The organism is Nostoc sp. FACHB-133 (assembly GCF_014698055.1).
Lineage (GTDB): Bacteria > Cyanobacteriota > Cyanobacteriia > Cyanobacteriales > Nostocaceae > Nostoc.
Genome location: NZ_JACJSH010000015.1, coordinates 110800 through 125764 on the forward strand (window position 1 = coordinate 110800; position 14965 = coordinate 125764).

The 14965-nt window shown below is 41.8% G+C and carries 4 protein-coding genes; all 4 read left to right on the forward strand.

All coding sequences use genetic code 11. From position 1 onward, the window contains the following. The first annotated feature begins 576 nt into the window (after window positions 1-576). Genes H6G86_RS14565 through H6G86_RS14580 form a run of 4 tightly spaced genes read left to right on the forward strand, consistent with a single transcriptional unit; the run spans window position 577 to window position 14903 of the window. A complete protein-coding gene (locus H6G86_RS14565; protein WP_190934924.1) occupies window positions 577-4086 on the forward strand; it encodes a condensation domain-containing protein in 3510 nt (1169 codons plus the stop codon). Window positions 4087-4117: 31 nt separating this feature from the next. Beyond that, window positions 4118-5023 carry a class I SAM-dependent methyltransferase gene (locus H6G86_RS14570; RefSeq protein ID WP_190934925.1) on the forward strand — a complete coding sequence of 302 codons (906 nt, stop codon included), beginning with the start codon at window positions 4118-4120 and terminating at the stop codon, window positions 5021-5023. A gap of 22 nt (window positions 5024-5045) precedes the next feature. Next, window positions 5046-6086, forward strand: a complete 1041-nt coding sequence (locus tag H6G86_RS14575; RefSeq protein WP_174708981.1) for a TauD/TfdA family dioxygenase — start codon at window positions 5046-5048, stop codon at window positions 6084-6086. 30 nt (window positions 6087-6116) lie between these two features. Further along, window positions 6117-14903 (forward strand): non-ribosomal peptide synthetase, encoded by an 8787-nt coding sequence (locus H6G86_RS14580; RefSeq protein ID WP_190934926.1) that lies wholly within the window; start codon window positions 6117-6119, stop codon window positions 14901-14903. Window positions 14904-14965: the final 62 nt, after the last annotated feature.

Below are 14965 nucleotides of genomic sequence, written 5' to 3' on the forward strand. Positions count from 1 at the left end.
CTATCAATTTGCCAACGAACAAGGCCAAATCAAGGTTTTGAAACACACGGACGTTAGTAATGCCTCGTGCAAAAGGGGTTTATAACCGCTTTTTTAATGTTAAATTGACAGCTATCAGTAGTACCTTGTCCCTGTGATGGTCTGTATTCTGCCCGATTAAGCATTGCTCTAACTTGCTGCGATCGCTGACAAAAAATCAGCTTAATCTATGGAAGACCAGGTTATATAAAACTAATCTATTTATAAAAATTAATAAGCATTACCTATCAATAGCTAGTTGCATAAAGCGATACTCTCCTCTAAAGTAAGCAGAGTACTTGAAAATTGCTCTCAATAAAAATCTTAAAACTTTATTGAGTTGAAATTTGCAATAGCGTCTAGTATTTCGCTAAGGACTCCCTTGTTTAGGCTCTCCTAAAAGAGGTAAAAAGCCTTAGCTAGTAGAAAGTCAAAATTGTGGGATGAAAACTTACCTGTGGAATGCGATCGATATTCGCGTTCGCATTTTGGCAGGATAAAAGTTGAATGTATCGCAGCAGTATTTAAGCAAGAGTGCATCTAGTTGTGGAAAGTCAAATGGCTATACAAATCAAGGACTTTAAAGAAATTGACCCTAACTTCACGGTTGTTGATCTTCTGCATCAAAGAAGCTTGACACAGCCGGATACAATTGCTTTCACCTTCCTTGAAGATGGAGAAACCCAAGAATCAACACTGACTTATCAACAACTGGTGAAGCGCTCTTGTGCGATCGCATCTCAACTCCAAGCTTTAAATTTAAATGGGGAACGAGCCTTATTACTTTATCCACCGGGACTAGATTACTTAACTGCTTTTTTTGGTTGTCTATACGCTGGAGTGGTTGCAGTTCCGGCTTATCCACCTCTCAATCAACGCAAAACACCCAGAATAAGCGCTATTACTAAAGATGCACAACCTAGCATTGCTCTGACTACAACAGCGATGCTCCCGACATTACAATCCATATTTGCACAAGCAGCAAACCTAGAAAGTCTCCAGTGGTTGACTACAGATGATATAGCGCCAGGTTCAGAAGACGCTTGGCAACAAACTCAAATCAATGCAGATACCCTAGCTTTTCTGCAATATACATCAGGTTCTACAGGGACACCAAAGGGAGTCATGCTTAGTCACGGCAATTTGCTCCACAATGCCGCCATGACTTACCAAATTATGGAACATTCTCCTAGTAGTAAATTTGTTTCTTGGCTACCTGTTTACCATGATATGGGATTGATTGGTGGCATTTTGCAACCTTTGTATGGTGGATTTCCTTGCATCTTGATGTCCCCAACGGCTTTTTTACAACGACCTTATCGTTGGTTACAGGCAATTTCTCATTACAGAGGTACAACTAGCGGTGCCCCTAACTTTGCTTATGAATTGTGCATTCAAAAGATTACCCCTGAGCAAAAAGAAACCCTTGATTTAAGTAGTTGGAGTGTTGCGTTTAATGGTGCTGAACCCATTCGGCAGGATACTTTAGAAAGGTTTGCAGAGGCTTTTGCAGAGTGTGGCTTTCGCCGGGAAGCATTTTACCCATGTTACGGGATGGCGGAAGCAACCCTGATGATTTCTGGTGGGATCAAGAAAGCTGTACCTCCTTGCATAACAGTTGTCAAATCGGCACTTTCCAGAAACCGGGTTGTTGAAGCAAATACTGATAGTGAAGATATTCAAAGTTTTGTCAGTTGTGGTCAAACTTTACCACAACAACAAATTGCGATCGCTAACCCAGAGACTTTTACCCCTTGTCAACCTGACGAAGTTGGAGAAATCTGGGTATCAGGCCCTAGTGTTGGGCAAGGTTATTGGCATCGCCAACAAGAGACGGAGCAAATATTTCACGCCTATCTCCAAGGCACAGGAGTTAGCACAACATTAGGGCCATTTCTACGTACTGGTGACTTAGGCTTTTTGCACAATGGAGAACTCTTCATTACAGGTAGAGCCAAAGATTTAATTATCATCAGAGGTCGTAATCTTTATCCACAAGACATTGAACTAACTACAGAATACAGCCATTCATCATTGCGTTTAGGTAGCTGTGCAGCTTTTGCAGTGGAAGTTGCTCATGAAGAACGGCTGGTAGTGGTACAGGAATTGGAGTTTCGTGCCAAACCAAATTTTGAAGAAGTTACTGCGGCAATTCGTCAGGCTGTTGCAGAAGTACATGATGTGCAAGTATATGCAGTAGTACTCATCAAACCAGGTAGTATTCCCAAAACTTCTAGCGGCAAAATTCAACGCCGTGCCACAAAAGCCAATTTTTTAGTAAACAAACTGAAAGTTATCAGCCAGAGTATCCTGGATAGTGCAGATTACCTTGAGGAAAAGACGAATCTGAGCCGTGAAGCAATTATGGCAACAGCGCCAGAAACCCGCCTACCATTGCTGATATCTTACTTACAAAAACAAATTGCTCAGATATTAAAAGTTGAAGTTTCCCAAGTGAAACCAGAACAACCACTAAATAGCTTGGGACTCGATTCCTTAATAGTTTTCGATCTAAAAAATCGAATTCAGGTAGATTTTGGGGTAGCAATATCCGTTGAAGATTTTTTCCAAGATGCTAGTGTCGTTCTGCTAGCAATGCAAATCCTTTCTCAATTAACAATTACAAAATCTTCAGAACCACTGCTACAGCCGATTTCTCGCAATCAAGAACTACCCCTGTGTCTGTCCCAAGAGCGCTTGTGGTTTCTTAACCAGTTAGAACCTAATAACCCCTTCTACAACGTTCCCATTGCAATACGTTTAACTGGGAAACTTCATCAGGCGACATTAGAACAAAGTCTTAACGAAGTCGTACAGCGTCACGAAGCCTTGCGAACTAGCTTTGTATCTGTCAAAGGGCGACCAGTTCAGGTGATTACCCCAAGTGTGAAGTTGACACTACCAGTTTTGGAATTACCAGAAGCAACTGTGGCTGAGGCTTTGTGCTTCGCCACAGAGTTCGCTCAAAAACCCTTTGATTTATCACAGTCGCCACTGCTGCGAGTTCAACTTCTGTATTTGAAACCAGAGGAGCATATATTGCTCTTGACCATGCACCACATTATTGCAGATGGTTGGTCTATTGGTATTCTGATTCAAGAACTAGCAGAGATTTACCAAGCTATTTCTCATGACTTACCCTCCCTACTTCCTAAACTTCCCATCCAGTATGCAGATTTTGCTGATTGGCAGAGAAAATGGCTGCAAGGAGAGATTCTTCATACCCAACTAAATTACTGGAAACAGCAGTTAAGCGGTAATCTATCAGTACTGCAACTGACTACAGATAGACCCCGACCAGCAATACAAACCTTCACTGGCAAAAAGCAATTTCTAGCATTTCCCAAAGCTCTAAGTGAGGCAGTAAAAGAATTAAATCAGCGAGAGGGTGTCACTCAGTTTATGACACTCATAGCAGTATTTAAGACGTTGTTGTACTGTTATACAAACCAACAAGAAATCTTAGTTGGTTCACCTGTTGCAGGTCGCACTAGAGCAGAAACTCAGGGGATAATAGGGTTTTTTATTAATACCCTGGTGCTACGTACAAATCTATCAGGTAATCCGAGTTTTCGGACTTTATTAGGGCGGGTACGCGAAGTGGCTTTGGGTGCTTACGCTCATCAAGAATTGCCCTTTGAAAAGTTGGTGGAAGAATTACAACCAGAGCGAGACTTAAGCCACAACCCATTGTTTCAAGTGATGTTTATTCTGCAAAATGCTCCCATTCCATCTATAGAACTTCCAGAGCTAACTTTGCATCCCCTAGAGGTTGATAGTGGTACATCTAAATTTGATTTAAAATTCAGTATTTGGGAAAGCACAGAAGGATTTAACGGCTCATTAGAGTATAAAACAGACTTGTTTGATGACAAGACTATTGGGCGAATGATTGTTCATTTTGAAATTCTGCTACGCAATGTTGTTGAGCAGCCAGATATCAGACTTAATGAGTTAGTCGAAATCATCGTTACCTCTGACAGAGAACAACAGCAAATTAAAGAGAAAGAGCTGGAGTTTACCTCATTAGAAAAGCTGAAGTTAACTAAGCGTAAAGTCATTAATTAATAGAACATAAAAATAAATTGGAGTAACATCAATGAACTTAATCCAATCATTAAAAAGTTTTCCGCGTCAAGTTAGGGCATTTTTACAGCCAAATGATTTAAGTCAAGTAGCGGCTCTTTATGCCCATGAGGAATGGCCTAGACTGCGGTTTGCTCATCGCTACCAAAGTCATTTTGCTCCCTTGAAATGGAAAAAACTCAAGATTTTGGCAATTGGTGTAGGGGGTTATGAAGATCACACAATTGGAGGTGAGGCTTTAAAAACTTTTAAAACTTATTTTCCAAATAGTATGATCTACGGTATTGATATTGTCGATAAAAGGTATTTAGAAGAAGACCGAATTAAAATATTTCACGGCGATCAAAATGATGAATCTTTTATGAAAGATGTTTTCAATGAAACAGGAGCATTAGATATCATCATTGAAGATGGTAGTTCGGCTAATGAACATCATATTAAAGCCTTCTACAAATTTTTCCCTGTACTCAACGAAGGCGGGATTTATGCTGCGGAAAATATTCATCATTCTTACTGGCCAAGTCTTGGACAAAAGTGGTCAGACTTTGCTCAAGAAAGTGTGATGATGCAAAATTGGGTAAACGTGGGTGGAAGTCTTGACTTGAACGACCCAAAAACTGTGATGAATATGTTTAAAAAATTAGTTGATGGATTGAATTATGAAGAATTTTTAAATCCCGGCTATACTCCATCTTATTTTGATAAAAATATTGTTTCTTTGCACTTTTACCATAATTTAGTAATTGTGTATAAAGGCGACAATAGTGAAGGTAGCAATTTTATTGAAAACAACACATTGCAACCATTCGTTTTGGAAACTCTGGGTGTCAATTCATTAGATGATCTGGGACTAGAATTTCCAGAAATCGACCAGAAAGCAGATGAAATGAGTTTGACTTTTACCAGTATTAAAAGCTGAAGGGAATTCTTGGAGCAAAATTATGAAAATTCCAGAGTCCCCAAAACTTAGTCTCAATGAGTTACGAATAACTAAACGGCAAGGTGTCAATGTTTCGCCAGCCGAATTGATTAAAGCAGTACCTTTAGTGGCAGGAAATTCGCTTCCTTTGCTTATCCAACCCACTGTAGATGCAGTGAATTTAGTTGCTTGGGCGGCGAGTAATCGGGAGTTGATTACAAATCATTTGTTTAAGCATGGCGGAATTCTGTTTCGGAATTTTCAGGTGAAGAACTATTTGGAGTTTGAGCAGTTTATCAAAAGCGTGACTGGAGAGTTACTGGAATATCGCGATCGCTCTTCACCACGCAGCCCAATCCAAGGTAATATTTATACTTCAACTGACTATCCTGCCAACTCAAGTATTTTTCTGCACAGTGAACTTTCTTACGCCAAAACCTGGCCTTTAAAGATTTTCTTTTTTTGTATTCAGCCTGCACAGCAAGGAGGAGAAACACCAATTGCAGACACTCGCAAATTGTTGCAACGGATTGATGGTAAGATTTGCGATCGCTTCAGTCAAAAAGGAGTTATGTATGTCCGTAACTTTGGCGACGGCTTTGGCTTACCTTGGCAAACAGTTTTTCAAACAACCAATCCATCTGAGGTAGAAGCATTTTGTCGTAGTAATGGCATTGAGTTCGAGTGGAAAGAGGGTAATCGTTTGAGAACCCGTCAAGTTCGCCAAGCGGTTGCTACACACCCGCACACAAATGAACTAGTGTGGTTTAATCACGCTGCCTTCTTTCATATCTCAACCTTGGAACCAAGCATCCGCGAACCATTATTAGCAGAGTTCCCAGAATCAGATTTGCCCCACAATACTTATTACGGTGATGGTTCAGCAATTGAACCTGCTGTATTAGATGAAATTCGCTCTGCTTACCAACAAGAAATGGTTATTTTTCCCTGGCAAGCTGGAGATATTTTAATGCTCGATAATATGCTGACAGCGCATGGACGGATGCCATTTGTGGGCGCGCGAAAGATTGCAGTGGGAATGGCAGAACAATACAGTAATTAATATATTTAGTGCCAAGTACGGAGAATCAGAATGCTAGAGGAAATGCAAGGTTTTCGACTCTCACCCCAGCAAAAACATCTGTGGCAATTGCAAGAAATTGATCACCTTCCTTATCGTTCTCAGTGTGCTGTTCTGATTGAGGGAGATTTAGATGTCAATATTTTAAAATTAGTCTTAGGAACAGTTGTTAATCGCCACGAAATTCTCCGTACAAACTTTCGCTCTTTACCTGGAATGACTATCCCATTGCAGGTAATTGGTAAGCAGGAGATAAATTTGGATAACACTTATGATTTGAGCAGTTTGACACCTCAAGAGCAAGAACAATCGCTGACAGAATTATTTCATGAAATCAGTAAACAGCCTTTTGATATTGTACAAGGTTCTCCTTTGCAGCTATCTTTAGTGACTTTATCGGCATCTAAATATGTATTAATTGTGAGCTTACCAGGGCTTTGTGCAGATATTACTACACTAGAAATTTTGGTGCGAGAAATTAGTCAGTTTTATGCAGCTTGCTTACAGGGTGAAGAAATAGAGAATGAACCATTACAATATGCAGACCTAGCTGAATGGCAAAATGAATTATTGGAAGGAGCAGAAACAGAAGCTGGTAGAGACTATTGGCAAAAACAAAATATTGCGTTGGATTTGCAAGGGTTAAAACTTCCTTTTGAAAAACAATCTGCTGACGAATTAGTATTTAAACCACAAACGCAAAGTTTTGCGATCGCTCCTGAATTAATAAAACAAATCGATATTCTAAATCAATATAATGAGAGTTCAACCTTTGAGTTTATATTGGCTTGTTGGCAGATTTTAAATTGGCGTTTAACTAAACAAGAACATCTGACAACGGGCATGGCTTTCGCCGGAAGAAAATATCAAGAGCTAGAGACAGTTGTTGGACTATTTTCTAAATATTTACCGTTAACTATTAATATAGAAGCGACATCCAAGATTAAAGATATTGTATATAAAAATAACAAATCAATCCAACAGTTAGATAAAATTCAAGATTATTTTAACTGGGAACAAATAGCAGGATTAACACAAAACACTTTACATTTATTTCCGCTTTGTTTTGAATTTAGAGAACAGCCAGATAAGTATCTAGCTGCTGATGTATCGTTTACAATTTATCAGCAGTATGCCTGTATTGAACGGTTCACATTAAAACTTTCTTGCCTGCGCCAAGATGACACATTAACAGCAGAATTGCACTACGATAGCGTATTTCAGGCAGAAGACATTAAACGTTTGATAGAGCAATTTCAGACTTTGTTGGCTAGTACGATCGCTAATCCAGATGCGACAATCAGCGAGTTAGAGGTTCTCAGCCAAATTGAGAGACACCAACTGCTATACGAGGTGAATAATAATCAACGTGATTATCCACATAAATGTATTCACCAACTGTTTGAAGAACAAGCACAAAGAACACCTGATAACATTGCCATTGTCTTTGAAGACCAACAACTGACTTATGCACAGTTGAACAGCAAAGTCAATCAACTAGCTCACTACTTGCAACAACAAGGAGTTAAGGCGGAAGTTGTAGTTGGACTTTGCACAGAGCGAACGCTGGAAATGATGATTGGATTATTAGGAATCCTCAAAGCTGGTGGCGCATACTTACCGCTAGATCCAACTTTGCCACAGGAAAGTCTGAACTTACGCTTGCAAGGCATTCAAGTAGATATCATTTTGACACAACAGTGTTGGCTAGATATTTTGCCAACAGATGCAGCCAAGGTAATCTGTTTAGACACAGATTGGCAGGTGATTGCTCAAAACAAAGATGAGAATCCCAGCAGTGAAGTGACACCTGAGAATCTAGTCTATGTAATGTTCACCTCTGGTTCTACAGGTAAACCGAAGGGAGTTGCGATCGCACATCAACAACTTCTTAATTACGTCAATGCCATTATAGATAGGTTAAACCTGCCAGGCGGTATCAACTTCGCCACTGTTTCCACCTTGGCTGCGGACTTGGGTAACACCGTTATCTTTCCTGCTCTTTGTACAGGAGGATGTTTGCATTTGATCTCATATCAGCGTGCTACTGATTCAGCTGCCTTAGCAGAATACTGTCTCAAACATCCAATCGATTGTCTTAAGATTGTCCCATCTCACCTAGCCTCGCTTTTGGCATCTTCTTCGGCTAAGTTCATCTTGCCCCGTCAGCGATTGATCCTGGGTGGTGAAGTTGCTAATTGGCAGCTGATCGAGCAGATTCAGCACTATACCCCAGATTGCCTAATCTTCAATCACTACGGGCCGACAGAAGCTTGTGTCGGTGTATGTACCCTAGAGATTGTGCCTGAGCAAGTCGAGCGTCATTTGGCAGCAACAGTCCCCCTTGGTCGGTCAATTGCTAACACCCAAGTATATATCCTAGAAGAAAACTACAAACTAGCTCCCCTAGGAGTCAAGGGTGAAATCTACATTGGTGGTGCGGGTCTTGCTCGATGCTATCTCAATCAGCCCGACCAAACAGCTTTGAAGTTTATTCCCCATCCTTACAGCGACATACCGGGAGCGCGACTTTACAAAACTGGTGACTTAGGTCGTTATCTGCCAAACGGCACGATTGAATTTCTTGGTCGTATCGACAACCAAGTAAAAATTCGGGGTTTCCGTATCGAACTGGGTGAAATTGAAGCTGTATTAAATCAGCATCCTCATGTGCGAGAGGTTGTAGTTTTAGTAAGAGAATCAGAGTCTGGGCAAAAATATCTGGCAGCTTTTGTTGTACCTTCCGAAGAATCTCTTTGCTCGATCAATGAACTGCGCGGTTATATTCGGGACAGGTTGCCTGAGTATATGCTACCTTCAACCTTTATTATCCTCAAAGCATTACCACTAACTCCTAACGGCAAGGTAGACCGTCAGGCGTTACTAGAACTTAACGCCGTGCGCCCTGAATTAGAAACCAGTTTGGCAACTCCTCGCACGCCAGTTGAAGAAGTACTAGCAGGAATTTGGATTGGGCTGCTTGGTATTGAGCGTGTGGGCATCCACAATAACTTTTTTGAATTGGGAGGGCACTCTTTACTAGCGACACAAGTTGTTTCCCAAGTGCGCGAAGCCTTCCAAGTAGAGATGCGGTTACGTAGTTTGTTTGAAAAACCTACGATCGCCGGACTTGCGGAACTAATTGAAACGGCAATGAGGAGCGGTGAGAAATTAGAAATTCCACCAATTGAGCGCGTTCCTCGGAATGAAGCATTGCCTTTATCTTTTGCCCAGCAAAGATTGTGGTTCCTTGACCAATTAGATCCGAGCAATCCTTTTTACAACATTTCCAGTGCAATTCTACTTAAAGGCTCACTCAATGTCCCAATTTTAGAGCAGAGTTTTCAAGAAATTGTGCAACGCCATGAAGCTTTGCGAACTAGTTTTGTCAACGTCAATGGCGAACCAGTGCAAGTTATTGCGCCAGCACTCAACATCACCTTGCCAGTGGTGGATCTTCAGAAGTTATCTCTAGAGGAACGAGAGGCGGAAGCTCGACGGCTGAATAATTTGCACGCACGGCATTCTTTTGACTTAACTCAAAGTCCATTGCTACAAACCACCCTCTTGCAATTGGCAGATGATGAGCATATTTTGCTGTTCACCATCCACCACATTGTTGCTGATGCTTGGTCAGTAGGGGTACTGATTCGGGAAGTGGCTGCACTTTATGAATCATTCTCTACTAGAACGCTTTTACTATTGCCCAATCTGCCTATCCAATATGCAGACTTTACCTTATGGCAGCGACAGTGGTTGCAAACAGAGGTACGTACCTCCCAGATGGCTTATTGGAAACAGCAGTTAGGTGGAAATTTACCAGTGCTGCAACTTCCAAGCGATCGCCAGCGCCCAGCTATTCAAACCTTTAGAGGCAAAAAGCAGTCGTGGTCTATTCCTCAGACTCTCTCCCAGGCGCTCAAGTCAATTTCGCAACGGGAAGCAGTCACTTTATTTATGACAATGCTTGCAGCATTCAAAACCTTGCTGTATCGCTATACAAGTCAAACTGATATCCTCGTCGGTTCTGCGATCGCCAATCGCAACCGCAGCGAGATAGAAGGACTAATTGGCTTTTTTGTCAATACCCTGGTTCTGCGTACCGACTTATCAGGGAATCCGAGTTTTAGAGAATTGCTGCGGCGAATTCGAGAAGTAACACTGGATGCTTATACTCACCAAGATTTACCCTTTGAGCAGCTAGTTGCAGAGTTGCAACCAGACCGCAACTTAGGACACACGCCGCTATTTCAAGTGATGTTCGTGTTGCAGAATGCCCCAATGGAAACACTGAAGCTTTCAGGATTGAGTCTGACTCCGGTGGAAGTAGACACTGAAATAGCCAGATTTGATTTAACTTTGTCGCTGACTGACACTGCACAAGGATTAATTGGGGTGTTCGAATACAACACCGATTTATTTGACTCAGCTGCGATCGCTAGGATACAAGGACATTTTCAAACCTTGCTAGAAGGAATTGTCGCCAATCCAGACCAGCAGCTATCAGATTTACCAATTTTGACCCAGGTAGAACAACAGCAACTACTAGTAGATTGGAATGATTCGCCAGCTGATTATCCGAAAATTTGTATTCATCAGTTGTTTGAGGCGCAGGTAGAACGAACACCAAATGCAATCGCAGTAGTTTTTGAAGATCAACAACTTACCTATCAAGAGCTAAATACCCGTGCAAATCAGCTAGCACACCATTTACAAACATTGGGTGTAGGAAAAGAAACGCTAGTGGGAATTTGCACAGAGCGATCGCTAGAAATGATTATTGGACTATTGGGCATCCTGAAAGCGGGTGGTGCATATTTACCAATCGATCCAGCCTATCCTGCGGAACGCCTCGCATTCATGCTAGAAGATGCCCAAGTCTCAGTACTGCTAACTCAACAGAATTTACTAGCGGCGTTGCCACAACATCAAGCTCAGGTAGTATGTCTGGAGAAAATTCCCGGAGGTAGTGCTGACAATCCCATTCACAACGCCACTGCTGACAACTTGGCTTATGTGATTTACACCTCCGGTTCTACTGGTCAACCAAAAGGAGTGCAGATTACCCACAGTGCTGTCGTTAACTTCTTAAGTACGATGCGCCTGAATCCTGGGCTGACTCAACAAGATATCCTTCTCTCTGTCACCACATTATCCTTTGATATTGCCGCACTAGAACTATATCTGCCATTAATTACCGGCGCTCGTTTGGTAATAGTCAGCCGTCAAGTGGCAACTGATGCCACACAGTTATCAGAACAGCTAGTTTCTTCTGGTGCTACCGTCATGCAAGCTACGCCAGCTACCTGGAGGCTGCTGCTAGCTGCTGGGTGGCAAGGTAGTAGTAGGCTGAAAATTCTTTGTGGTGGTGAAGCCCTCGATCGCAGTCTTGCGGATCAGTTGGTCAAAGGAGGCTGCCAAGTGTGGAACTTATACGGGCCAACAGAAACCACCATTTGGTCAGCGATTCACAAGGTAGACAAAGAGCAAATAGAGCTACAAGATGGCATCGTCTCTATCGGTCGCCCGATTGCCAACACACAATTCTATATTTTAGATCCAGGGCAGAAACTAGTTCCTGTGGGAATTCCTGGTGAATTGCATATTGGTGGTGCTGGATTAGCTCGTGGTTATCTTCACAGACCAGAACTCACAGCCGAGAAGTTCATTTCGCACCCCTTTCAAAGCAGAGTGAAAGAAGACCAATTTTCAAAGAAGTATCGCCTTTACAAAACTGGGGATTTGGTTCGCTACCGAGCCGACGGAACCATAGAGTTTTTGGGACGGATCGATCATCAGGTGAAAGTTCGGGGCTTCCGTATCGAACTCGGAGAAATTGAAGCCTTACTGAACCAACATCCAGAGGTGCAGACAAGTGTAGTTGTGATTCAAGGCGATGAACCCAGCGATCGCCGTTTGGTAGCTTATGTAGTTCTTCAGCGCGATCGGGTAGTGGCAATTAGTGAACTAAGCCGCTTTCTAGAGAAGAAACTACCAAGTTATATGATACCAAGAGCCTTTGTGATTTTGGAAGCACTGCCCCTAACACCTAATGGCAAAATAGACCGCCGTGCCTTGCCTGCATTTGATCCAGCCAGACCCCATCTCGAAGGAAGTGCGATCGCACCTCGCAATCCAGTTGAAGACGTATTAGCCGGGATTTGGCAAGAAGTTCTGGGTGTGGAAATCCTTAGTATCTATGACAATTTCTTTGAGTTAGGCGGGCATTCACTATTAGCAACCAGAGTTATTTCTCGCGTGAAGAAAGCTTTTGAGGTCGATTTACCCCTACGCGGTTTATTTGAGTCACCAACGGTAGCTAGACTAGCCGCAGAAATTCACAAGGCAATGAAAGCAGAAATAGTCAGAGAAATTCCGCCCATCCAACGCGTTGCTAGAGATGGTCATTTACCACTGTCGTTTGCCCAACAAAGATTATGGTTATTAGAGCAACTCCAGCCAGACAGCTTTATGTACAACATACCCGTAGGTGTGCGGCTCATAGGTTCTTTGAATGTGGCTTTGCTAGAGCAGAGTTTGAATGAAATTGTCCGTCGTCATGAAGTCCTGAATACTACTTTTTATATGGTAGATGGACAACCATTTCAGGCGATTCCCACCGAAAGCGGCGCTAACATCTCAACCCAAACTGTGACATTGCCAGTATTAGACCTGCGCGACTTACCAGAGGTAGAACGGGAAGTTAAGATTCAACAACTCATTATCGAGTCAGCTCAACACACTTTTGATCTAGCCCAAGCTCCATTAATGCGATGCACTGTCCTGTGCGTCGGTGAACAAGAGCATATAGTATTGTTCACAATCCACCATATTGTTTCAGATGGCTGGTCAATGGGTATATTTATTCGGGAGTTAGCATTACTGTACGAAGCCTTTTCTTGTAATAAACCTTCTCTACTCCCAGAATTACCCATCCAATATGCAGACTTTGCTGTATGGCAAAGACAGTGGTTACAAGGAGAAGTACTAGAAACCCAACTCGCCTACTGGAAGCAACAATTGGGGAATAACCTCCCTGTAATGCAATTATCAGATCGTCCCCGCACAGACATTAAAACCCACCGGGGTGCTTCTCAAACTTTTGTAATTCCTCCTCAAGAGTCCTTAGCACTGCAAACCCTCTCACGCCAGCAGGGTGCCACCTTATTTATGACCGTGCTAGCAGGATTTCAGGTGTTACTACAACGCTACACAAATCAAGATGACATCGTGATTGGGACTGATGTTGCTAACCGTAACTTAGCTGAAACTGAGTTGCTGATAGGTTTTTTTGTGAATCTGCTTGTCTTACGCACCGACTTGAGTGGTAATCCAAGTTTTCGAGAGTTGCTTGAGCGAGTGCGTCAAGTAGCATTAGGAGCATACAGCCATCAAGACTTGCCTTTTGATGAATTAGTAAAAGCTCTACAACCGGAGCGGAATTTAAGCAACACTCCGCCATTATTTCAGGTATTATTTGTCCTCCAAAATGCACCCATGCCACCTTTGGAATTACCAGGACTAACCTTAAGTTTGTTAGAAATTGAACACAAAGTCGCTAGATTTGATTTAGCGCTATTTCTGACTGAAACAGAGCAAGGAATTTCAGGTAAGTGGCAATATAACTCTGACTTATTTGATGCCAGCACTATCACTCTTATGACCGATCGCTTCCAGACACTTCTTAACAGTATAATTTCACAACCCGATGCTCGGATTGCTAGCTTAGAAATGCTTACCGAAGCTGAAAGAAAACAACAAGCTATACAAAAAAAAGAACGTAGAGCCTTTAATCAGAAAAAGTTAATCGGCATAACTCCCAAAGCTGTTAGCTTGTTACCAGAAAGATTGGTAAAAACTAATTATCTCCAACCAGGGCAAACATTTCCTCTCGTAATTCAGCCAGCTACAGACGATATTGATTTGGTAGCTTGGGCTAAAACTAACCAGGAATTTATCCAGACAGAATTATTAAAGCATGGGGCAATTTTATTTCGAGGTTTTAATGTAGAATTAGTCTCAGAATTCGAAAGTTTTGCTCAGACAATTTCGCCAGAATTGTTTGGTGATTATGGTGATTTACCTCGGACTGGAGAAGGTGGTAAAGTTTATGGTTCTACCCCTTATCCACCGGATAAAGCAATCCTTTTTCATAATGAAAGCTCTCATTTACATCAGTGGCCTCTGAAAATTTGGTTTTTCTGCGTGCAACCAGCACAACAAGGTGGAGAAACACCGATTATAGACTGCCGCCAAGCTTACAAAATTCTCAATCCCAAGCTGCGAGAAAGATTAGAGCGAAAACAATTAATGTATGTTCGTCACTATACAAATGGTCTAGATGTAAGCTGGCAAAACTTCTTTCGTACCGATGACAAATCTATCGTAGAAAATTATTGTCGTCAGGCTAAAATTGATTTTGAATGGTATGATGATAACAGTCTAATTACGCGCCAAGTTCGTCCAGCTTTAGCAGTACATCCAAAAACGAACGAACCTGTATTTTTTAATCAAATTCAGTTACACCATATAACGTATCTAGATGCAGAGGTTCGAGAATCTTTGTTGTCTACTTTTGGAGATGAAAAGCTACCGCGTAATGTTTATTACGGAGACGGTACTCCTATAGAAGACTCAGTTATTGCAGAAATAAATGAAGTTTATCAGCAGTCACAGACTAGCTTTACTTGGCAAAAAACCGATATTTTAATGTTAGATAATATGCTGACTGCTCACGGGCGAAATCCATATATAGGTTCTCGCAAACTTGTTGTGGCAATGGCAGAAATGATTCAGTAATCGAAAAAAATAAATATAAATAAATTCCATAAAAAGGAGGATAAATACTTGATATCTTCAGA

Coding starts and splice junctions, on each gene's coding strand:
- H6G86_RS14575 (WP_174708981.1), top strand. CDS start 5,046: ATGAAAATTCCAGAGTCCCCAAAACTTAGTCTCAATGAGTTACGAATA.
- H6G86_RS14580 (WP_190934926.1), top strand. CDS start 6,117: ATGCTAGAGGAAATGCAAGGTTTTCGACTCTCACCCCAGCAAAAACAT.
- H6G86_RS14565 (WP_190934924.1), top strand. CDS start 577: ATGGCTATACAAATCAAGGACTTTAAAGAAATTGACCCTAACTTCACG.
- H6G86_RS14570 (WP_190934925.1), top strand. CDS start 4,118: ATGAACTTAATCCAATCATTAAAAAGTTTTCCGCGTCAAGTTAGGGCA.